Source organism: Alphaproteobacteria bacterium (genome assembly GCA_026400645.1).
Taxonomy (GTDB): Bacteria; Pseudomonadota; Alphaproteobacteria; order Paracaedibacterales; family CAIULA01; genus JAPLOP01.
The window spans coordinates 1-21,292 of record JAPLOP010000013.1; the positions used below are offsets into that span (position 1 = coordinate 1).

22 protein-coding genes are annotated in these 21,292 nt (G+C 46.3%); 10 read left to right on the plus strand and 12 right to left on the minus strand.

Annotated features, from left to right (window positions below):
- Positions 1-117: 117 nt before the first annotated feature.
- The 4 genes from NTX76_01860 to NTX76_01875 all read right to left on the minus strand — a co-directional run bounded on the left by NTX76_01860 (position 118) and on the right by NTX76_01875 (position 1,837).
- Positions 118-531 carry a hypothetical protein gene (locus NTX76_01860; GenBank protein ID MCX7338013.1) on the minus strand — a complete coding sequence of 138 codons (414 nt, stop codon included), beginning with the start codon at positions 529-531 and terminating at the stop codon, positions 118-120.
- A gap of 13 nt (positions 532-544) precedes the next feature.
- Positions 545-1,039, minus strand: a complete 495-nt coding sequence (locus NTX76_01865; protein ID MCX7338014.1) for a DUF3035 domain-containing protein — start codon at positions 1,037-1,039, stop codon at positions 545-547.
- Between the two features lie 98 nt (positions 1,040-1,137).
- The gene (locus NTX76_01870) at positions 1,138-1,422 is read right to left on the minus strand and encodes an HPr family phosphocarrier protein (GenBank protein MCX7338015.1); all 285 of its coding nucleotides are present in this window, start codon (positions 1,420-1,422) and stop codon (positions 1,138-1,140) included.
- 13 nt (positions 1,423-1,435) lie between these two features.
- Positions 1,436-1,837 carry a PTS sugar transporter subunit IIA gene (locus NTX76_01875; protein ID MCX7338016.1) on the minus strand — a complete coding sequence of 134 codons (402 nt, stop codon included), beginning with the start codon at positions 1,835-1,837 and terminating at the stop codon, positions 1,436-1,438.
- Between the two features lie 110 nt (positions 1,838-1,947).
- Between NTX76_01875 and NTX76_01880 the strand changes: the two genes are divergently transcribed.
- Complete coding sequence (locus NTX76_01880) at positions 1,948-2,160, plus strand: hypothetical protein (GenBank protein MCX7338017.1); 213 nt, start codon at positions 1,948-1,950, stop codon at positions 2,158-2,160.
- Positions 2,161-2,182: 22 nt separating this feature from the next.
- Complete coding sequence (locus NTX76_01885; GenBank protein MCX7338018.1) at positions 2,183-3,115, plus strand: glycosyltransferase family 9 protein; 933 nt, start codon at positions 2,183-2,185, stop codon at positions 3,113-3,115.
- On the opposite strand, the gene NTX76_01890 is transcribed toward NTX76_01885, so the two are convergent.
- Both NTX76_01890 and NTX76_01895 read right to left on the minus strand, forming a co-directional pair.
- On the minus strand, positions 3,048-4,373 hold the full coding sequence (locus NTX76_01890; protein ID MCX7338019.1) for a heterodisulfide reductase-related iron-sulfur binding cluster: 1,326 nt from the start codon (positions 4,371-4,373) through the stop codon (positions 3,048-3,050). The genes NTX76_01885 and NTX76_01890 overlap by 68 nt on opposite strands.
- A gap of 16 nt (positions 4,374-4,389) precedes the next feature.
- Complete coding sequence (locus NTX76_01895; GenBank protein ID MCX7338020.1) at positions 4,390-4,809, minus strand: rubrerythrin family protein; 420 nt, start codon at positions 4,807-4,809, stop codon at positions 4,390-4,392.
- Between the two features lie 191 nt (positions 4,810-5,000).
- Between NTX76_01895 and dut the strand changes: the two genes are divergently transcribed.
- From dut to NTX76_01930, 7 genes are all read left to right on the plus strand, one after another.
- Positions 5,001-5,462 carry a dUTP diphosphatase gene (gene dut, locus NTX76_01900; GenBank protein ID MCX7338021.1) on the plus strand — a complete coding sequence of 154 codons (462 nt, stop codon included), beginning with the start codon at positions 5,001-5,003 and terminating at the stop codon, positions 5,460-5,462.
- Positions 5,462-5,947: an SH3 domain-containing protein gene (locus tag NTX76_01905; GenBank protein MCX7338022.1), complete on the plus strand. Its 486-nt coding sequence runs from the start codon at positions 5,462-5,464 to the stop codon at positions 5,945-5,947. The genes dut and NTX76_01905 overlap by 1 nt, the downstream gene beginning before the upstream one ends.
- A gap of 1 nt (position 5,948) precedes the next feature.
- Positions 5,949-6,707: an ATP-binding cassette domain-containing protein gene (locus NTX76_01910; protein MCX7338023.1), complete on the plus strand. Its 759-nt coding sequence runs from the start codon at positions 5,949-5,951 to the stop codon at positions 6,705-6,707.
- Entirely contained in the window at positions 6,707-7,498 is a 792-nt protein-coding gene (locus NTX76_01915; GenBank protein ID MCX7338024.1) for a metal ABC transporter permease, read from the plus strand. Before NTX76_01910 ends, NTX76_01915 begins: the two co-directional genes overlap by 1 nt.
- On the plus strand, positions 7,489-8,379 hold the full coding sequence (locus tag NTX76_01920; protein ID MCX7338025.1) for an rRNA methyltransferase: 891 nt from the start codon (positions 7,489-7,491) through the stop codon (positions 8,377-8,379). Before NTX76_01915 ends, NTX76_01920 begins: the two co-directional genes overlap by 10 nt.
- A gap of 78 nt (positions 8,380-8,457) precedes the next feature.
- Positions 8,458-9,807, plus strand: a complete 1,350-nt coding sequence (locus NTX76_01925; GenBank protein ID MCX7338026.1) for a M48 family metalloprotease — start codon at positions 8,458-8,460, stop codon at positions 9,805-9,807.
- Positions 9,808-9,898: 91 nt separating this feature from the next.
- Positions 9,899-10,447, plus strand: a complete 549-nt coding sequence (locus NTX76_01930; GenBank protein ID MCX7338027.1) for a hypothetical protein — start codon at positions 9,899-9,901, stop codon at positions 10,445-10,447.
- 28 nt (positions 10,448-10,475) lie between these two features.
- On the opposite strand, the gene NTX76_01935 is transcribed toward NTX76_01930, so the two are convergent.
- Positions 10,476-11,708, minus strand: coding sequence for an FAD-dependent monooxygenase (locus NTX76_01935; GenBank protein ID MCX7338028.1), 1,233 nt, complete (start codon positions 11,706-11,708; stop codon positions 10,476-10,478).
- A gap of 333 nt (positions 11,709-12,041) precedes the next feature.
- Positions 12,042-13,712 (minus strand): hypothetical protein, encoded by a 1,671-nt coding sequence (locus NTX76_01940; GenBank protein MCX7338029.1) that lies wholly within the window; start codon positions 13,710-13,712, stop codon positions 12,042-12,044.
- 193 nt (positions 13,713-13,905) lie between these two features.
- Between NTX76_01940 and NTX76_01945 the strand changes: the two genes are divergently transcribed.
- A complete protein-coding gene (locus tag NTX76_01945) occupies positions 13,906-16,326 on the plus strand; it encodes a DNA translocase FtsK 4TM domain-containing protein (protein MCX7338030.1) in 2,421 nt (806 codons plus the stop codon).
- A gap of 152 nt (positions 16,327-16,478) precedes the next feature.
- Here NTX76_01945 and NTX76_01950 read toward each other — a convergent pair whose 3' ends face one another.
- The 4 genes from NTX76_01950 to NTX76_01965 form a co-directional block, all read right to left on the minus strand.
- Entirely contained in the window at positions 16,479-16,745 is a 267-nt protein-coding gene (locus tag NTX76_01950) for a hypothetical protein (protein MCX7338031.1), read from the minus strand.
- 72 nt (positions 16,746-16,817) lie between these two features.
- A complete protein-coding gene (locus tag NTX76_01955; protein MCX7338032.1) occupies positions 16,818-17,606 on the minus strand; it encodes an undecaprenyl-diphosphate phosphatase in 789 nt (262 codons plus the stop codon).
- Position 17,607: 1 nt separating this feature from the next.
- Positions 17,608-18,789, minus strand: a complete 1,182-nt coding sequence (locus NTX76_01960) for a thiolase family protein (protein MCX7338033.1) — start codon at positions 18,787-18,789, stop codon at positions 17,608-17,610.
- A gap of 39 nt (positions 18,790-18,828) precedes the next feature.
- The gene (locus NTX76_01965) at positions 18,829-21,198 is read right to left on the minus strand and encodes a ribonuclease E/G (protein ID MCX7338034.1); all 2,370 of its coding nucleotides are present in this window, start codon (positions 21,196-21,198) and stop codon (positions 18,829-18,831) included.
- Positions 21,199-21,292 lie beyond the last annotated feature (94 nt).

Genomic DNA, 21,292 nt, shown 5'->3' on the forward strand with positions numbered 1-21,292 from the left:
CTTTGCTTGGCTCAATGGATCCAGGCGCCTTGCAAAGGATTTTGAGACAAAAACATCATCGTCAGAAGAAATGGTTCGGCTTGCCTTTATCCGAATAAATTTAAATAAACTTATGTGTTAAATTGAAGGACAGTCTCTAAGATCAATGTTCTTTTCAATCAAAAGCTTTCCAAAAGCCTGACCATCATAAGGACCCGCCCCTTCTTGCAAAAGGTCAGTCAGTAAACTTGTCAAGCCAGGCAAATCGGTTGGTTCATTTTGCCCCCCTGAACGTTCAAAAACCAATCCAAAGCTGACGACCGGAATCGATGTCGGCACAAACCAAATTGTATCACCAAGGTCCGTCTTTAGTTCCTTAATAGAAAACAAGGCATCCTGGCTGTCGGCTTCTTTAAGTGGTTTTGACGTCACTATTATTTTTTCCTTTTGCATGTGCGAAATTGTTCTGTCTAACCATGGAAAAACGGAGGGCTTAAAGGCAAGAACCACTATTCCCCCCACCACCGCCATGATGATAATCTTTTTGATCATGTTTTATATGTCCCTAGGAAGCAGCATTTTTTGCAGACGAATCATCGGCAGCAGGGGCATTAACGATGGATCCTGCATTGCGTGACACTTCTGCTTTCATGGATGTGATTTTTTGCCCCAACGATGCCGCCAGACTTGAATCAACGGCAGCCTCTTTATCGACGGTTTCCCGAATGCCAGGCGCAGCGGCTTGTTGTTCATTCGCCCGCGTTAGCAAAATTTTCTCCCCCGGCGTACCGGTGGCAATTTTTGGCGTCACTTCCTGGCCAAATAAAACTTTTTGTGCCTGAGCCTGTTCTGCGCCAGATGTCCCACCCGGAGCGGCGACCCCCTCAACAGGTGGGCGAAGTCTATAATCCTTTGGAACGCTTAAGGGTGGATTATCGGACACTTTGAATTCATCTGGTTGATAATGGTCCAAGCCGAACGTATTTCGCAAGCCATCACAACCCGTTGTCCCTGCTAAAATAAAGAGAAAGAATACCCACGAACAAGCCTTTTGAAACATTCCATTTCCTCCATAAATTATTGTCATGAGGGGATTTATGCAAAACCACCCACCCTTTATATAGTACAGGATTTTCCCAAAGAAGAAAGATCTGTTTTTTAAGGCCGCTTATCAGTTCTAGAAAAAAGCCCAAGACCCACGATTGCATCAAGGGCCGTACCTGAATCCGCCCCCGTTGCGCACAGACCAACAATTGCACCCTCTGGAATGCATAATGATAAAAGATCCAGCATGGAATCAGCGGCACTTTCATCGTCTTTATAACGAATCCAAACCTCGGCATCATGGTCGCGCACGCAGTTCAGCAGTGCTGCACATGGGCGCGCATGCAACCCATTTTGTGCAATGACGACTGCATCAATCCATATTTTATGTGTTGGCACTGGATTCTGGGCTTTATCGGGCTTGCAAGAAATTGGATGCCACGCGGATATGGTTGCGACCGGCCTCTTGTGCTTGATCGACCGCATCGGCCAATGTAACAGAGGATCGTATTGAGATAATCTTAATAAGCATGGGCAAATTAACCCCAGCGATGACCTCTACCCGATCCAAACCCAAAACAGAAATCGCCAAATTTGTTGGCGTCCCCCCGAACAAATCCGTTAATAAAATAACACCTTTTCCCTGATCAACAGATTCTATGGCATTCAGTATATTTTGTCTTTGTTGATCCATATCATCGCCTGGATGAATACAAATCGGTTCTATATGTGCCTGCATCCCGGCAATATATTCCATTGACGAAACAAATGCTTTCGCTAGGTCCCCATGGGTCACCAATACAAGGCCGATCATACACTCTCAATCATCTAGAATCTCTTACCATTCAATCTACAGGATCTTTGCCTCAAGGTAAACTCTCTCTTGCGGGTTTGTGCGGGTTCACATCAAATGCCTTCAGTTCATTGCCAACAGAGATAGATATATTTCTGGATGCCACGCTCTCTTCGTTCGCTTCCAATGACCAAACCCTTAACGAGGAGGGCAAGCCCCCCGATGGGACCATCCAAAAAGCCATTCTGTCGGCCGTTAACCATCTAGAGAAGCACTATATAACGCAGTGTGTAAGTTTAACAGTATGGGATTTTATTGCACCATGGGCCGGATCTATCCTATGATCACCAAAAAAGAAGGATACAAATGTCCAAATCGATTCTGATCATTAAACTAGGTGCGCTGGGTGATATGGTGCAGGCAACGCCCGCGTTTGCTGCATTGCGCCACCATCACGCTGACGATAAGATTACATTGCTGACGACGCAACCATTTCACGACTTGGCGCAAAAGTTGGGGTATTTTGATACGATTTGGATTGATGATCGGGCAAAACTGTATCAGTTGAAAAAACTGCTTTCGATCCCCCTCGCCCTTCGACGGAATAACTTTCACCGGGTCTATGATTTGCAGGGCGTGGAACGGACGCGGCTTTATTCTCGCCTCATGAAATCATCGGTTGACTGGATTGGGCCTGTCTTTGAGGACAATCACCCTCAGGATCGATTTAGACATCAGCTGGAACGCGTGGGGATTTCCTTTGATCCGTCATTGAACCTCAGATTTATCGCTGATCATAATAAGAATTTCAATCTTCCAAAACCCTATGCGCTGCTTATTCCGGGAGCATCAAACGCACATAATGGCTGCAAACGGTGGCCACAGGAAAACTATGCAGCGTTGGCGACGCACCTTTTGAACCAAGAGATTCAACCCGTTGTGATTGGTGGCCCGGGAGAGAGTTTTCCACAAATCAAAGACTCAATCGACCTGACAGGGTGCACCACATTTTATCAGGTCATTGCCCTGGCAGAGGGAGCCTTGTTTGCGATTGGCAATGACACCGGCCCCATGCTATTGGCCGCAAGTGGTGGTTGCCCAACGGTGACATTTTTTTCAGATCGGAATCCACCAACCCTGGGCGGAGCACAGGGACCCAAAAATCAGTCACTTTTTTCACCAGACTTAGAGGATTTATCTGTTCAAACGGTCATTGATTTTTTGTGTCCGCTTACAACGAATACGCCTGCGCCAAGATCTCTATCGGATGAAGGGTTACAAACGCATCCTTGTCTGTAATTTTTTTCTGAATCCCCTGCAATATATGTTCCCCCGCAAGCGGACATTCTGACACGACCAGGCGATTTTTGTTTTTGATGGCCTGGTTGGCAACGGGGGCGCCCACTTTTAAGGCCACCTCGAAATGATCAACCTCCATTCCCCAGGTTCCCCCATGGCCAGAACAACGTTCGATCACATCAACCTGCGTTTGCGGAATAAGGCGCAGCATCTCGGCCGCTTTATGGCCAATATTTTGGGCCCGCGCGTGACAAGCAATGTGGAGGGTTATATCCTCCCCCAGTGATTTTAATCCTGGCACCAACCCAAAGGAACGGGCTAACCAGACGATATATTCACTGATGTCCTTGGTCACGCTGCTTAGGGCTTTCACGTTATCATCGTCTGTAACAATCAAGGGCCATTCGGATTTCAACATCAAGGCACACGACGGAATCAGGGCTATGACCGCATATCCCCTGTCAACCCAGGGACGCAGCGCCGCAGCCACAGCACGCGCGTTTATGCTGACCTTTGCTAAATCCCCTTGTTCTAATGATGGCATGCCGCAACATCCGGGATAGACAACTTCGGCCTCTATGCCATTGTGAGCCAGGATCGCTTGGGCAGCCAATCCGATTTTTGGATTGTTGTAATTTGAAAAACAGGTGGCATAAATAACCACTTTTTGTCCGTAAGCCGGGGCATCGACATTGATTTCTGGTTTGGTTTTGGCAGCTTGCCGAACCAACGTTTCGCCACAAAATCGCGGAATCGCAGCCTTTGGATGGATACCAAAAACCTTTCCCATAAGGGGGCGCGTGATCGGATTGGATGCATTGGTTGCCCAATTTGCAACAGGGGCGATTGCGCCGGCGATTTTGCCATTACGATCCGTTTTCGCAAGCTCAGCCTTTACAAGTGAACTTTTCCCCTTTTGAAATTCGGCAGCCCGATAACGCAACATCAAATGTGGAAAATCAACATTAAGCTCATGCGGGGGAACATAGGGGCACTTAACCATGAAACACATATCACATAATGTGCATGCATCAACCACAGGTGCAAAATCTTTGCTATCCACGCTGTCCAGTTCCCCGGTTGGGCTGGCATCGATTAAATCGAACAAGCGCGGAAAGCTGTCGCATAAATTAAAACATCGCCGGCAGCCATGGCATATATCAAAAACCCGCCTTAATTCTTGATCGATTTTTAGGGGATCCGAAAAATCCGGATCCGTCCAATCCAATGGATGACGCGTTGGCGATTCTATGCTCATGACTACCGTATATGTTCTAGGCGTTTATTGAATCGAGGGCCTTTTGGAAACGGCCAGCGTGGGATTTTTCAGCCTTTGCAAGCATTTCAAACCATTCAGCAATCTCGTCAAACCCTTCTTCGCGGGCGCTGCGTGCCATCCCAGGATACATATCAGTATATTCGTGTGTCTCCCCAGCAATAGCAGACTTTAAGTTTGCCAGCGTCCCCCCAATGGGAAGGCCTGTTGCCGGATCGCCCACAGCCTCTAAAAACTCCAAATGTCCATGCGCATGACCGGTTTCCCCGTCTGCTGTTGATCGGAACACGGTTGCTATATCGTTATAGCCTTCAACGTCTGCCTTTTGTGCGAAATACAAATAACGGCGATTTGCTTGCGATTCACCCGCAAAAGCATCTTTTAGATTTTGTTCTGTTTTGGATCCCTTGAGAGACATAGTTTACTCCTGTATAAAATGGATGGCGATTTTTCACAACCACTATGCTGGGATATGCCTGGTCAGTCAAGAGGAGACAATTAATTTTTACCTCAACGGAAAAGGAATATATAAAATTATTTTTACTTGTCATCATTGCCAATTTTGACTATAGTATCCCCTATCCCATTTAAAACATATGTTTGAAATAAATGAATTTTCCCCTTCCTATACAAAAAGTCTCCATCCAAAAAATGGAACACGCCGGTGATTTAGATTTGCCAAGCTACGCTACCGAACAAAGCGCAGGCATGGATTTATATGCAGCGATTACTAATGATATAACCTTGGCACCTGGCCAGCGATGCCTTGTACCAACAGGGATTGCCCTTGCGTTATCCGAAGGGTACGAAGCACAAATTCGATCACGTTCTGGGTTATCCTTGAAACACGGCATTGTTGTCTTGAATTCCCCTGGCACGATTGATGCTGATTACAGGGGGGAAATTATCGCGATCATTATGAATCACGGGGACGAACAATTTGTTATTAAACGCGGAATGCGCGTTGCCCAAATGGTGATTGCGCCATTTACCCAGGTCTTGTGGCAGGAACGAACAAGCCTTTCCACAACAGATCGTGGCACAAAGGGTTTTGGATCATCGGGATTGTAATGCGATTTTTTTGCGCATTTTTTTTAAGTTTTGCGACCATTACATCCGGGTGGGCCGATGCATTGCCCGTTCCGCGCTTTGTTTCGCTGCGTTCAAATGCAGTAAATACCCACGTCGGCCCAGGCAAGCAATATCCGATTGATTGGCAATATGTGCGCCAAAGCATGCCGGTTGAAATCGTGGCTGAATTTGACACCTGGCGCCAAATACGCGATTGGCAAGGAACGCTGGGTTGGGTTCACAAAAGCATGTTATCTGGCCGTCGAACGGTCTGGGTTCTGCATAAAACCCGGAACCTTAGAAAATCACCCGAAGATCAAGCAAAAGTTGTTGCCCGTCTTGAACCTGGTATTGTTGGACGCATCATAGAATGCCAGGCCCAATGGTGTCGTATGGAAGTCAAAGCACCGATGGGCACGTTCAAGGGGTGGATCAAACGTCGGTACATTTGGGGTGTTTATCCCAACGAAACATCGTTCAAGTAATATGATGGACAAACTGTTAACCCTGAGCACCATCAGCGTTCATCGCGATCTTGACGATAAAAAAATTCTGGATAACGTTTCATTTACACTTAAACAGGGGGAGATCTTAACAATCATTGGTCCCAATGGGGCGGGTAAAACCACGTTGTTAAAGGTTATTTTGGGGCTAATCCAGCCAACGACAGGAACGCTTTGGATACAAAAAGGGACAAAGCTTGGCTATATGCCACAAAAGATCGAGGCGAACCCATTTCTGCCCATCGATGTAGAGCGATTGCTGCATCTATCATGCAAAGATTCCATCCAATCCGCCCAAATTGACGACAGCTTGAAACGTGTCCACGCCCTTTCCCTTAAAAAACAATCGATACAGACCTTATCGGGCGGGGAATGGCAACGGGTTTTATTGGCACGAACGATTTTACGAAAGCCACAGTTGTTAATTCTGGATGAACCAACGCAGGGTGTCGATGTTCTGGGCCAGGAAGAATTTTATCACCTTTTGGCACAGCTACGCCAAGAATTAGGATGTGGCATTATTTTGGTTTCGCATGACTTGCATTTCGTCATGGCGGCAGCTGACAACGTCATTTGTTTAAATGGTCATGTGTGTTGTTCTGGCCATCCGGAGGTTGTCGCGATTGACCCCCATTACTTAAAGTTGTTTAAATCCAAACGGACTGTTCGGCCAGCAACGCCAGGATTGGCCCCCTATGCCCACCACCACGATCACCGTCATGATGATTGCGACCACAAATAATGGATGATTTTTTCCTAAGACTGATGTTGGCCGGACTTGGCCTGTCCTTGATCACCAGCCCCATGGGATGCTTTTTGGTGTGGCGTCGCCTGTCATTTTTTAGCGATGCCCTGTCCCACAGTGTATTATTAGGGGTAGCATTAAGCCTTATCTTGCACATCGATGTGAACCTTGGGATCGTAGCGATTTGTTTGGTGACGGCATTGCTTTTGTCCACCATTTCCACGAAAAGCACACTACCGGCCGACACAGGATTGTCTATTATTTCATACGGGTCATTATCACTTGGGGTTATTCTTGTCAGTAAATTCAGCCCGGTTCGAATTGACCCATCCAGCTATCTTTTGGGGGATATTCTAACGATCCAGGCTGTTGATTTATACTGGATTTATGGCTGCGTTATTGGCGTTTGGGGGTTTATCGGCGTTTATTGGCAGCCTTTGTTGTTGCTGACACTACACCAAGATTTGGCCCATGCAGAGGGTATCCCCACCAAAAAACTCAATCTTGGATTTTTGATTCTACTGGCGATTATTGTGGCGGTTAGTTTAAAACTTATTGGGGCATTATTGATGCCGGCTTTGTTGGTGATTCCCCCCGCAACAGCAGCATTTTCATCAAAAACGCCAGAGGAAATGGTCGTAAAAACCCTGATCCTGACAATACTTAGTATGTTTATTGGGGGGTGGCTATCCTTTTACAGCAATGTCCCAACGGGGGCCGCTGTCGTTTGTTTTTCGCTTTTATTGTTTTTGATATCGATTCTGTTCGGAAAAAAGAAATGTCGTTAAAATCATCCTATCACGATCTAAGCCAACGGTACCGAAGCCACCAATCTGCCCAACACCTTCAAACCGCTGATGAAATAACCGCTTATGTTCATGCGCGTATGCCCGCCACCTATGCGGCGATTGGTGCGTGTTTGGAAAAACTGCCGGTTGAATTTTATCCAGAATCTTTATTGGACATTGGTGCCGGCCCTGGAACGGCAACAGTGGCGGCATTGGATCGGTGGCCGAATCTTAAAGGTGCCACATTGATTGAAAATCACCCCGGAATGATCGCCGCTGGACAGCGTATTTTTGATGAACGCGGTTCGGCCGGGATTCACTATGAAAATCAGAATTTGGCGACCGTGTCGTTTAAAAGTCCCGCCAACATTAGCATTCTTGGGTATGTTTTGGGCGAATTAAAAGATGCAGAACGTCTGTCGGTTGTCAAAAAGGTTTGGGATTCGACGCTGGGTTATTGTCTAATTGTGACACCAGGGACACCCCACGATTTTGATTATCTGATGAAAGTTCGGCGTTATTTGATTGAATTGGGCGGACATGCCGCTGCCCCCTGCCCCCATTCTAATCAATGCCCCCTGGCTGGGACGACGGATTGGTGCCATTTCTCGGTCAGATTACAGCGGGATAAATTGCATCGGCAAACCAAACAAGGTCACCTGGGTTACGAAGATGAAAAATTTTCCTATCTGATTTTTAGCAAGCAAAAAACAGCGTCTTGCACGACGCGGGTTATCAAAAAACCCATCCAAAACCCCGGCCATACAATCCTTGATTTGTGTGCGGTTGATGGGTTGCGGCGTGTAACGGTCAGCAAAAAAGATAAAATACTATATAAAGGCATGCGAAAAACTGAATGGGGTGACGGTTTTTCTATATAATGGCGGGAATTAATGGTATATTTCATAGTCATATTTGGTATAAATTGCGTTGATCCGAAATTAGAATGGTAATAGCCTATGTTTGTTAAAGCTTTATTGGTGTCGACCTTGATATACATCGGGTTTTCCGATTTTATAAGCCCCGCCCACGCCCGTGCCGAAATTCAGGAAGGGCAGTTTATTGGGGATGACGAAACTGAAAAAGCCCTGGTTGGTTGGTTGGATGAAATTTTCAAAGTGGCTGGACTTTCCATAAAACCCCAGATTTATATCTTGGCCAGTCATGAAGTTAACGCAGGAGCTACCTATGGCGGGCAAATCGTTGTCTATACGGGGTTTCTTTTGAAATGCCAAACCGTTGGACAGTTATTGGGCGTTTTGGCGCACGAAGTCGGCCACATTGCTGGATCCCATATGGCAAAGCAGGATGCCGCCCAACAACAAGCCATGGTCCCGGCAATTTTAGCAACGCTAATCGGGGGGGCGGCTGCTATTGCATCCGGAAATCCAGCCTCACTGCTGGCGGGGGCAACGGGCGGAATGTCCATATTCGAGCGGGGACTTCTTAAACATTCACAATCCCAAGAAGACAGCGCAGACAGTGCTGCCCTAAAATACCTAGAGCTACTTCATTGGCCGTCAGACGGATTATTTGAATTCCTAAGTGCACTGAATCACCAATACAATGGTCAGATTGATCCTTATACGTCAACCCATCCATTAACCCCGGATCGTATGGAAAAGGTTCATCTGTACCCAAAAAAATCAAAATCAGAGATTCCTGCCGAGTATGAAAAACGGTTCCAACGGATTCGGGCAAAAATGGCCGGATTCATGAACCCCTTGCAGAAAATATTACAAGACTATCCACAAAGCGATACATCCATCCCGGCCCTGTATGCGCGTTCTATCGCGTTTTATCGGTCGGGAGATACAAAAAAAGCGCTCAAGATCATCGACACAGAGCTGTTAACCAAATCATCGGGAGATCCTTATTTTTTGGAACTCAAAGGGCAAATGCTTTTCGAGACAGGAAATTTAAAGGGAGCCGTCGATGCCTACAAAGAAGCCAGAAAACAAAATCCAAATGGCATTGGGCTTAATCTTCTATTCGGGCATGCCCTGCTAGAGCTTGCCGTTAGTAATGCTGCACAAAATAACAAAACCACCCTGCAGGAAGCAGTTCAGACATTAACCCTGGTCACGGAAAAATGTCCCCAAAGTGTTTTTGCGTGGCATTTGTTAGCGGGGGCCTATGGAAAGATGGAAAATCACGCGGATGCTGCCGGTTGCTTAGCAGAGGAGGCGTGGCTAACCGGTAATATCCCCTTCGCCAAAGCACAAGCAACAAAGGCGGCCCAAAGCCAGAATGCGACGTTTGCCCGACGGGCACGTGACATCCTAAAACAAATCGAACAAATGGGATAAGGCACCAAAAATAAAATAGTCTAAATTTATATTTTGTTAGTATTTGATGTCTATATTATATGTCAACAAATACTATATGGAGTATATTCCCGTGACCATTTTTGTATCAATACTTGGTTTGATTTTTCTGTTGGACAGCGCAGCACATGCCACAGAGAAACGGGATCACCCTCCCATTCTAAAATCACCCCTGTCCCTCAGGCGATCGTCCACGATTGCAAATCTACATGTCACCTTTGGAACCGGCGGGAACCTAGAACAAGAGATTCCCTACATCAGAACCTCTAGCAAGGATTCACTGCTTAGCCAACAAGCATTACCCTCCATGCTTAAAGATATTATGCTTGTTTATGGAATTGATCCAAACTGTCGCACCATCGAGGATGGGATCTATTCCCGGTATGCAATGATCTTAGGGTATGGCAATAAAAGCGATAAAAACAGCGACTATACCAAGTTGTGCGAAGAAATTGCTTTCCGGATGCCTGATCCCGAATATTATGATTACAAAATTGGATTCTATGCGGAGGCTGCCCATTATTATGAGTGCATAGGGGATCAAGAAGGCGTCAAAAGGGTACGAGATGCCAGCTCTAGTTTGTTTGAAAAAATACACGCAACCTCGCCCATGAAGGACTGATCGGTAATTCGTAAAAATAGTGTAACCCTCAAGAAATACCCATGGCTTTTCGCATAAAGTATTTTTTGAGAGGTGGGCAATTATTAACCGCAGCAAAACCAGCGTTACGAACAAAATGAAGAACACGTGAATTGTTGCTGAATAGTCTGTTAATGCCATCTGTGGACCATAACCCCAGGCGATGATCCTGTTTTCGAGCCTGTTTATAGTGCGCAAGGATGGTGGCTGAACCCAAATCCAGGCCGATTGATTTTGCGTTACTGACAATATCGGCCAAGGTGTCAGCATCGCGCCACCCAAGATTCACCCCTTGCCCGGCGATTGGGTGCACACCATGCGCCGAATCCCCAACAAGGGCCAGCCGATGATCAACGATGCTGTCGACGGTCAATGCCGAAAGCGGATATGTCCAACGCCGGCTTGAGATTTTTATATCCCCATAAAAGGGAAACTGTTTTTGCAGGTCAGCCGACAATTGATCATCGGAATCTTTGTACCAATCATATCCTTTGGTTTTTGCCCAAACAATCCCGGATCGTGCATTCCCCGTTTTTGGACAGGGATTCATTGGTAACACGGCCAGGGGCCCCTCGGGCAAAAAAACCTCCCAGGCTGTTCCATCGTGCGGTTTTTCATGGGTAATGTGAATAACCAGCGCCGTTTGTTTATAATCCCATGTTTTCGCCGTAATCGATGATTCGGCCCTGGTGGCAGAGGATCGTCCATCCGCACCAACCAATAACGCGCTTTCAATGATTTGGCCGCACCCCGTTTCAACAATCACATGACCGGATAATCGTTTAGCAGATTTAATGGGGGCCGGGGCAATCCAGGTTAGACATGAATCCCCTGCATTTTCTTGGTTTGACCTTCCTTGGCTTGATATTTCTTGGTTTACTTTTTCCTGAATCGCCAACCGAATTGCCGAATTTTCCACAATGTATCCCATTGGGTTGGGCCCTATGTCGGCATGATTATAATCAACCGTCCAGGGTGACCCCCCTTCAAAAACGCGGATATCCCAAATTGGTTCTGCATATGGCGCCATTGCATCCCAAATGCCAATTTTTTCGAAAATTTGTTGAGACCCATAACCAACCGATGTTGTTCGTCCATCAAGGTTTGGATCAATCTGGGTCATCGGGGGATCACGATCAATCACAACTGTCCGGACACCCTTTTGACACAGCGCAAGCGCCAAAACTCCCCCTGCCAATCCACCACCAATAATGGTTACATCTGCTTTTATTGGGGTCACCATAAAAAATCCTTTTCTTTATTGGGCGGAATTCAATTACAACAGCGCCATTGTGCCATCATTGCATCAGAATGTCACAATAAACAATGATCTGGGGCTGCCCCTAAAGATAAAGTTGCGCATTTTATGGGGAAATTCTGAGTATTTTGTTGGCATTCAGCGACCAAAACCTTCAACATGGCGCAATCACTGAGTTTGTGGTTTGTTGCGCACACTCATTCCCGATCATTTTTCACACTTGTCACCCCCCGCAAAAGCGGGGATGACTGATGGTGCGCCGAGAGACGATAGGGATAACTACGCCTAATTGGATTCAGAAGAGAAAATTACCCAACCTTAATACGGTTGAGCATATCTCAAATTTAAATGTTTTTTATAATACTTCAGAAATACTCCCGAGTTTTGAAACATTTGGTTTGTGCTGTATATGTTGTGATAATGGGACTGGTCCATTACACCTTGTGGTGCAGCCTTAAGAATATGACGGTTGAGGTTGAGATAGAGACTGTTTGCTTCATGCCATTGATCGGGATAAAGTTGTCTTGGCGGATGAGCCAAGAATGATTGTCCATTAAATTTCATTGCCGCATTCCCTTCGTCTAATGTCAGAGACCTGCCATGACAATCTAGGATAGGTTGTTTATACTGGTCAAAAATTGGCTTAAAAGTCCATTCAAGAGTATATTCACAAACAGAATGGGGAAAACCTGCTTTATCGTAAATTAACTTTAATTTGATGCGTATCAAAATGTTTGGTTCATCTGGATGAGACCAATTATGTTGCCAGCAGTCAGCTTGCCAGTCGTCGGACTGAAGAAAACCAATGTACCCTGCTTTCACCAAACTCCAAGCCATATTATCTTTTGTTTTTGACCCATCATATTTTTTAAAAGATTGCAATTGATGATAACGATTTGATAATTTATCGAGGGTGAGTTTTGCATTTTTGCTATCGATATCATATGGAGCCAACAACCCTATATTCTTTAAGATCGACAGTTCATTATACCAAAAAGCAAGGCGCATTTCTAGGTTTGGCTGCATCTTAACAATAGCTTTTGAAAATTCATGTGCAGCGTTGATGTCCGGACCAAAGCGCTCATCAATAAATTCATTGGATACATTACTTAATGCAGCAAAAGATACTCTTGTTTTTTCTACTTGTTCCAAAAAAAGATGTATATTTGGAATATGAATGCCATTTTCAACAGCGTGAAAAAGCCGATGCCACATAGCCAGGTGCGCAGCTGCAGATGTTTTACATATCTCAATAAGGCTGTGGCTGGCGTATTCAGATTTATTTGCAAGTTGCGTTGTTTGTTGAAAGATTTGATCAGCTGCATCAAGCTGATCTCGACTGATTAAAAATTGGTGAGCGTGATGGGCTTTTTGATCGATCAATTCAGGTACATCAAGAGCACTGCTTGCTAAAGGATAATAAGCAAACAGTGTGTTCTCTAGCTGCTCTATAGCATCCCGCTTAGACTGCGCGCGTCTCAATTCTTCCTGATCATCTTGCCAACGTTTTTTCCGAGCGTCAAAACTAAAAAAAACTTCGAATTTTTCTTCAGACTTAATCCATACTTGAATTTCTTTTTTTGTCAACTCCCTGGGTCCGTTTTGATCGGGAATAGTTCGATGTTCATCATATATTTGCTGCTCACGATCTTCTCGCTGTTTAATATAATCTACCCATCGCTGTAAATACACAGGATCCTCTTGTGTGTATTGTTGTACATATGATGGATCTTCGGCGAGTTTTTCCTGTTCTTCATCTACTGCCTCTTGTACCCTGAGATACTGATCCACTCCTACTTGGTCGTTTTTTGCTTTTTCTTCTGTCTCTTGAATGAAATTTGGATCTAATGTTAATACTTTTGCCTGTTGTGCTGGTTGTTCTTTTTCCTTTTGCTCTAATTGTTCATCTGACTCATGCGCTGCATAAGTTTGCTGCGACAAGACACAGGCAATACTAAAGAATGAAAATAGTTTTTGATATCTGGACATGATTGCACCTATGTATTCATTTTAATTTTTGTTAGTTTCCGTACGAAAAAGAGTTTGAAGCTAATCCTTTTTGTTCTGTATGTCAATAGCAAAAATATAAATAAACAATGATAGCCTCATGGATTTTTTCGACATGCTGGACTCTTCCAAAAATCGAGCAAGTAGTATAGAGTGGGCATTTACTAGGAGAATGATGCTCGTGCTACAATCTGACCGTTTGATGACAACTCGTTTACTGCCTCCTGGTCTTAAGAATCTTTTGAAAAAGAGCCTAAGCCAAATCATTGGCCTTGTCTTAATTGTGTCGGTTATTTTGTGTGTCTTGGCGGTGGTTGGATATGCGCCCTCTGACCCATCCCTTAACACGGCAACATCGGCCATAACCCAGAATTGGCTGGGCGCAATCGGCGCCATAACGGCGGATCTTTTTTTGCAGATCTTTGGTCTGTCGAGCTTTCTTTTATTTCTAATTGTGGGCATGTGGGGCATTCAGCTATCACAATACCAAGGGACCTCCCTGGGGTTTTCGCGAATTCTGGGTGCAGTATTGGCGACTGTGCTGCTGGGGACTTTTTTAATGATCCTGCCCCTGTCCCAAAATTCAAATCATTTTATACAAATGGCATTAGTCAAAATGACCCCAGGAGCCAGTCAGCTACCCTGCATGGGGGGTGTTTTTGGGTACCTTTTGCTGTCGGTGGGGCAACGATTTTTGACCCATTTTCATGCATTAGCTTTGATTAAGCCACTGGCTTTTGTTTTATTTTCTTTATCCATGTTGATGTCTTTGTATGCCACAGGACTATCGATTCGTCAAATTACGTATGGCGGCATTTGCGTTTATAAAGGGTTTGGATGGTTGCTGGCTTTTATGGGCCGGATATTTTCCAGGGGATATTCCCTGTCGCATCGGCATGAAAATCCCTTGGAAAAACAGTCCCCATCCCTATCGTCCCTTATGAAGGATGCCGCCCCCACATCAAGCCCCTTGTCAAATTCGGAGATGTTTACGAATGCTGATCAAGAGGACGAGGAGGATGAAAAGACGCCGCCAGAAATAAAGGTTCATAAAAAGCATGAAAAGAAAGATCGATTTACAACAGAAATAATTAATTCAGTCCTGCTAGAGGGTGGATATCATTTGCCCCCGGTAGAGCTATTGGATCAAGCCTCTCAAAAAGTGGTTAAAGTCGTTAGCCAGGAAGCATTAGAAGAATTTGCCAAGCAACTGGAAATAGTATTAGAGGAGTTCGGTGTTCGTGGCGAAATTGTTAACATCCGGCCAGGGCCCGTGGTCACCATGTACGAATTAAAGCCTGCCGCCGGTATTAAAACATCCCGTGTCATTGGATTGGCGGATGATATTGCCCGATCGATGAGCGCACTATCGGCCCGTATTGCGGTGATCCCGGGGCAAAATGTTATCGGCATTGAATTACCAAATCCATCGCGGCAAACTGTTTATTTAAAGGAATTGTTAACAACGTCCGATTATCAGGCATCAAAAGCCAATCTTCCGCTGATTCTGGGCAAGGACATTGGTGGTCAGCCCATCATTATTGATTTGGCCAAAACCCCCCATTTGTTGGTTGCCGGTACAACGGGATCGGGCAAATCTGTTTCTATTAACACGATGATTTTGTCCCTGTTATTCAAGCTATCCCCCGAACAGTGTAAGTTCATCATGATTGACCCAAAAATGCTGGAATTGTCCGTTTACGATGAAATTCCACATTTGCTGTCGCCGGTTGTAACCGACCCAAAGAAGGCCGTTGTGGCCCTTAAATGGGCAGTCCGCGAAATGGAAAATCGGTATCGGGCTATGGCCAAATTAGGGGTGCGTAACATTGATGGGTTTAATGCCCGCCTGGAGGAGGCAAAAGGCAACGGGGAGATTTTGGTGCGTCGTGTGCAAACAGGATTTGACCCCGATTCCGGAAAACCCATTTTCGAAAACCAAACGTTTGATTTTACCCCGCTGCCCTATATCGTTGTGGTTGTCGATGAGATGGCTGATTTGATGTTGGTTGCCGGAAAGGAGATCGAGGGGACTGTTCAGCGGCTGGCCCAGATGGCACGTGCTGCCGGCATCCATTTGATTATGGCAACGCAACGACCATCCGTTGATGTGATCACTGGTACAATTAAAGCAAACTTCCCCACAAGAATTAGCTTTCAAGTCACATCAAAAATCGACAGCCGCACCATTTTGGGGGAACAAGGCGCCGAACAATTACTGGGGCAAGGGGATATGCTGTATATGGCCGGTGGCGGACGCATCACGCGTGTTCATGGGCCGTATATTCGGGATGACGAAGTGGAGCGGATCGTGAAATTCCTAAAGGCCCAAGGTGAACCCAGTTATGTTGATGGCGTGACAGAGGATGATGAACAGGGTGATTCCGGGGGCGATCCTGTTGCGGACAAAGGCGGGGATGATTTATATCGCCAAGCCATTGATTTGATAACGCGCGAAGGGAAAGTATCCACCAGTTTCATCCAGCGTCATTTACAGATTGGGTACAATCGCGCAGCACGTATTGTGGACCAAATGGAAAAGGAAGGCGTTGTAAGCGCAGCCAACCATGTGGGGAAGAGAGAGATTTTAAGGTAAGGCTGAGTTCGATGTAACTCCCTCCCCGCCAAAAGTCTTATCAAGACTGGCGTTTTAAGACCTGGATGGCCACACTCTCTTCGTTCGTTCGCCATGACGTCATGGCGAGGAGGGCGAAGCCCGATGGGACCATCCAGGGCCTGAACGATTGATTAATTATTTTGCGGAGGAATCCCTGCACCATTGTAACCGGTACCCTGTTTTGCAGGGAGCGGTGGTGCTTTTTTCTTTAACAGAGGTACCTGATCTACGACTAGCGGCACAGGATCAGCGACAACTACAGCCGGGACTTTATTTTCTGCTGGCATAACAGGTTGTTGTGCTGGAACTTGGTTATCTTTCGGTATGCTTGCTTCAGCCATGGATACCATACCCAACATAGCTAAGCTTGCTGAAATTAACAATGCTTTCTTGATCATCTTTAATTCTCCTGGTTTATTAACTACTCTTACAATACTTAGAATACAAGAACAAAGTTAACAAATGGTAAATTAAACAAAAAATAAAATAACACCTAAAATAATGCGATATACAGCAAAAACAGAAAATCCATGGCGGCCCAGATACCAAAGAACCGTTCGAATACTAACAAGACCAAACAGGCTTGTCAGTGTAATTGCTTGCACCAGGATGGTGAAATCGACTGCTATATTTTGCTGCAGCGCATCATAACCTGTCAGGACAACCGCGCCCAAAACCGTTGGAATCGACAGTAAAAACGCAAATCGCATAGCCTCGACACGCCCCGACCCCAGTAATCGTCCAGCGGTGACGCAAATTCCCGATCGACTGACAGCAGGCAAGAATGCCAAGACCTGTGCCAGGCCAATTCCAATCGCCTGGGTTCCCGTTATGGTTCCCGGTATAACTTTTCCATATTTATCGGCGCAATACAGCAAAATGCCAAACAAAATGCTGAACGCCCCCATCAACTTAACTGATTCGAAATGAATCCCTGATTTCTTGATACCATAGCCCACTGCCATCGCAGGCACTGTTGCCATGACTATGTAAAATGCTTTTAAGAATGATGAATCTTTCAGGGCATGACAGGGATAGATAACGGCCCTGAAGCAAGCCATGGTCATGGCAATTAGATCTTTCCAGAAATAAGCAACCACCGCGATCAAAGTCCCCAGGTGCAAGGCAACCTCCCATTCCAAACTTGTTGGGGGTTGTTTGAAGACAACAGATAATAAATACAGGTGGGTGCTGGAACTTATGGGTAGGAATTCACCAATACCTTGAACAATACATAACGCAATAATAAATCCGCTCATACTATATCACCTCTATTGCAATGGCTGTGGCCTCTCCGCCGCCAATACAGACGGCTGCTACACCGCGCTTTAAACCTTTTGTGCGCAACGCATGAATCAACGTCACAATGACACGGGCCCCACTAGCCCCCAAAGGATGCCCCAATGAACACGCGCCACCGTGGATATTGACCTTGTCGCGTGGGATGGAAAGTTCCTGCATGGCCACAAGCGGGACAATGGCGAAAGCCTCGTTAATCTCAAACAAATCAACATCTGATAGGGCCCAACCAACCCGGTGACAAACTTTTTGTATGGCCCCAACCGGCGCTGTCGTAAACCATTTTGGTTCGTTTGAATTGGATGCATATCCAACGATTCTGGCCAGCGGAGTTTGACCCAACGATAGCGCCCGTTCATGCGACATCAAACAAAGGGCCGCCGCCCCATCGGCGATGGAGGATGCAGTCCCCGCAGTTACCGTTCCACCTGCGCTAAAAGCAGGCCTTAGGGCTGGGAATTTTTCTGGCTTCACCTTGGCGGAAGGCTCATCCACCGTCAGCGTTGTCGTATTTCCTTTTGAATCGACAACAGAAACAGGGATAATTTCGTCACCAAAGGATCCATTTTTCTGGGCGCCAATAACCCTTTCCCATGTTTCGGCGGCGAATTTTTCTTGGGCTTCTCGGCTTATTGAATATCGTTCTGCAGTGGCGTCTGCAAACAATCCCATGTGAACGGATGATCCATCCGGGTTTTTAGTGTACGTATCCTCCAGCCCATCGCGAATCATGTGATCGATGATTTGCCCATGACCCATTCGATACCCTGTTCGGGCTTTTTCCAATAAATACGGTGCATTTGTCATGCTTTCCATGCCGCCAGCAATAACCACGCTATCACGCAGCTGTACATCATCGGCTGCCATCATGATGGCCCGCATTCCAGATGCGCAAACTTTATTGATTGTCGTTGCCGGAACCGTATCAGGCAGACCACTGTGGATGGTCGCTTGACGCGCGGGGTTTTGCCCTTGTCCTGCTGGCAAAACACACCCCATGAAAACTTCATCAACCGGGCAATTCGGTATGACCCCCCGGATGGCAAGCGCACCCAGTTCAAACCCCTTGAGGGACGACAGCATCCCCTGAAAACTGCCGATCGGGGTTCGTTTCGCGTCTGTAATGATAACCTCTTTTTTCATTAAAATTCCCTCGGATTGGATAATTGAACCTTGATTCGATTACTCTAATAATCGTCGAATCCAGCTTTTGCCCTTTTTGGGTGTACCTGCGGGACGAATCTGTTCTGCGGCTGGCTGCAGCGGTCTTTCCTGGATGGGCGTCCTTTGAACGCTTTCTTGGTGACCGCTATCATGTTGTTGGCCTTGACGCTGCTGCTCACCACCGGCGTTGATTTCTCCGGGTTTGGATTGCCGTCTCCGGTGACGATAGCGGCGATCATAACGTCTGCCATTCCTGGGGTCTGCTGGTTTATCGCTTTCTGAGCCACCCTCAGAAACTTGGTCTGACTGCTCGGGCGGCGTTGCAGCATCCACCAAAACAAACCCTTCATCCCTTGCGGCCTCTTGTGTGACAGGGGCGACCGATGCATCGAGCGGCGGCCGATTGGGATTGCGATTCCGTCTGCGTGGGTGCCGTTTTGGTTTCACGAGAACGACCGCTTCATCACCTATGGGGGCGATCTCCTCCGCTAGTTCTGGCAATTTTTCAGGAACCTCCACAACCCTTCTGGTGTCAATCCTGGGGCCCAATACCTTAACGGGTTCTATGGCCTCAGCCTGATCTGTCAAAACATCAATCCTAAAATCCGGAGCCGTAATAGACGCATCCCGTGCAATCTGTATGCTGACATTAAATTGTGATTCAATGGAAATCAGGGTCTGTCGTTTTTGATTCAAAAGGTACAAATCAATCCCGCTTGGGACGGTTACCAACAATTCACGGGCGCGTCCCTGGATCACGTTGCTTTCTATGGTCCGTAACACATGCATAGCCATCGATTCAGTGGACCGCATCAACCCGGTTCCATGGCAGTGGGAACAGGGGGTTGTGTTGGTTTCGATAAGACTAGGGCGAAGGCGTTGCCGCGATAATTCAAACAAACCGAATTGGCTAATTTTCCCCAACTGAACGCGGGCCCGATCAAATCGCATGGCATCGCGTATACGTTTTTCAACCTGCTGGATGTACCCCTGATCATTCATGTCAATAAAATCGACAACGATCAACCCACCCAAATCACGCAGGCGCAATTGACGCGCAACTTCGTCGGCGGCCTCTAGGTTGGTTTTAAGGGCGGTTTCCTCGATATGTCTTTCTTTGGTTGATCGCCCGGAATTCACGTCGATGGCAACCAATGCCTCTGTCTGGCTAATGACAATCGATCCACCCGATGGCAACCGCGCGGACGGACACATCATTTCTTCGATTTGTTCTTCGATCTTAAAACGATGAAAAAGGGGAATATTTGGATCATTATAAAACTGAACTTTCCGCGTGTGGCTGGGGATCAGGTTCTTCATGAACGCCTTTGCATCCTTGTAAGCTTCCTCACCCTCAACCAGGATTTCTTGAATATCCTTTGAATAAATATCCCTGATGGATCGCTTGACCAAATCCCCCTCGGCATAGACTAAATACGGCGCTATGGATTCCAGGGTTAGGTTCCGAATATCGCTCCATAACCGTAACAGATATTCATAATCACGTTTGATTTCTAATTTATTGCGTTCTTGGCCTGCCGTTCGAACAATCAGGGCTATGCCTTCGGGAACATCCAGCTCCTTGACAACATCGCGCAACCGACGACGATCTTCGCCATCATGAATTTTACGGGATACACCACCGGAACGATGCCCAGCATTTGGCATTAAAACACAATACCGACCGGGAAGGCTAAGGTATGTCGTAAGCGATGCACCCTTGGATCCGCGTTCTTCCTTGACAACCTGGACCAAAATAATCTGGCGGCGTTTGATCACTTCTTGGATTTTATAGCGATACGGACGGGGTGCCCTGGCGGGGCGATCCTCGGCAGCAGGACGGTCCTCGCCCGAATAATCGTCATCGGCGTGGGAATGATCATCCGATGGCAGATCATCCATCTTTTCCGAAAAAGAATCATGCTCGACTGTTAATGGGGCTGCATCAACAAAATCCTCCCCCTCCTCCATGTCTGTTGAGGATTCAAAATTCAACAAAGCATCAGTTGTGATATCCCCAGTGATATTCCCAATTATCTCATGATGAAAGGTTTCCTCCCCTTCTTTTTCTGCAAAAGTGGGGGTGTCTGATACAGGGGTGGCATCCAAGGGCTGCGCCTCAGCACCAGAACGATCAGAAACGGGAATGCGGTAATAATCAGGGTGGATTTCACCAAACGGCAAGAATCCATGTCGGTTTCCGCCAAAATCAACGAACGCAGCCTGCAGGGATGGTTCTATCCGAATGATTTTTGCAAGGTAGATATTTCCTTTAATCTGTTTTTTAGATGAACTTTCGGAATCATATTCATCCAATATCGTTCCATTAACCACCGCCACGCGAATTTCTTCGGGGTGACTAGCATCAATAAGTAATTTTTTAGCCATATGGCAAATTTCTCCATTTTGGGAAATGCTATCGTGCTTTGGGCTTGAAAACGTTGATGTACAGCCCAAATAATAACATTATTAAATTTATTTA

Bases quoted from the DNA above. Each gene is read 5' to 3' on its own strand.
- NTX76_01920 (MCX7338025.1), top strand. From the start codon at position 7,489: ATGTCGTTAAAATCATCCTATCACGATCTAAGCCAACGGTACCGAAGC.
- NTX76_01950 (MCX7338031.1), bottom strand. From the start codon at position 16,745: ATGATCAAGAAAGCATTGTTAATTTCAGCAAGCTTAGCTATGTTGGGT.
- NTX76_01925 (MCX7338026.1), top strand. From the start codon at position 8,458: ATGTTTGTTAAAGCTTTATTGGTGTCGACCTTGATATACATCGGGTTT.
- NTX76_01945 (MCX7338030.1), top strand. From the start codon at position 13,906: ATGCTCGTGCTACAATCTGACCGTTTGATGACAACTCGTTTACTGCCT.
- dut (MCX7338021.1), top strand. From the start codon at position 5,001: ATGAATTTTCCCCTTCCTATACAAAAAGTCTCCATCCAAAAAATGGAA.
- NTX76_01895 (MCX7338020.1), bottom strand. From the start codon at position 4,809: ATGTCTCTCAAGGGATCCAAAACAGAACAAAATCTAAAAGATGCTTTT.
- NTX76_01865 (MCX7338014.1), bottom strand. From the start codon at position 1,039: ATGTTTCAAAAGGCTTGTTCGTGGGTATTCTTTCTCTTTATTTTAGCA.
- NTX76_01875 (MCX7338016.1), bottom strand. From the start codon at position 1,837: ATGATCGGCCTTGTATTGGTGACCCATGGGGACCTAGCGAAAGCATTT.
- NTX76_01890 (MCX7338019.1), bottom strand. From the start codon at position 4,373: ATGAGCATAGAATCGCCAACGCGTCATCCATTGGATTGGACGGATCCG.
- NTX76_01955 (MCX7338032.1), bottom strand. From the start codon at position 17,606: ATGAGCGGATTTATTATTGCGTTATGTATTGTTCAAGGTATTGGTGAA.
- NTX76_01885 (MCX7338018.1), top strand. From the start codon at position 2,183: ATGTCCAAATCGATTCTGATCATTAAACTAGGTGCGCTGGGTGATATG.
- NTX76_01915 (MCX7338024.1), top strand. From the start codon at position 6,707: ATGGATGATTTTTTCCTAAGACTGATGTTGGCCGGACTTGGCCTGTCC.
- NTX76_01965 (MCX7338034.1), bottom strand. From the start codon at position 21,198: ATGGCTAAAAAATTACTTATTGATGCTAGTCACCCCGAAGAAATTCGC.
- NTX76_01910 (MCX7338023.1), top strand. From the start codon at position 5,949: ATGATGGACAAACTGTTAACCCTGAGCACCATCAGCGTTCATCGCGAT.
- NTX76_01960 (MCX7338033.1), bottom strand. From the start codon at position 18,789: ATGAAAAAAGAGGTTATCATTACAGACGCGAAACGAACCCCGATCGGC.
- NTX76_01905 (MCX7338022.1), top strand. From the start codon at position 5,462: ATGCGATTTTTTTGCGCATTTTTTTTAAGTTTTGCGACCATTACATCC.
- NTX76_01860 (MCX7338013.1), bottom strand. From the start codon at position 531: ATGATCAAAAAGATTATCATCATGGCGGTGGTGGGGGGAATAGTGGTT.
- NTX76_01940 (MCX7338029.1), bottom strand. From the start codon at position 13,712: ATGTCCAGATATCAAAAACTATTTTCATTCTTTAGTATTGCCTGTGTC.
- NTX76_01935 (MCX7338028.1), bottom strand. From the start codon at position 11,708: ATGGTGACCCCAATAAAAGCAGATGTAACCATTATTGGTGGTGGATTG.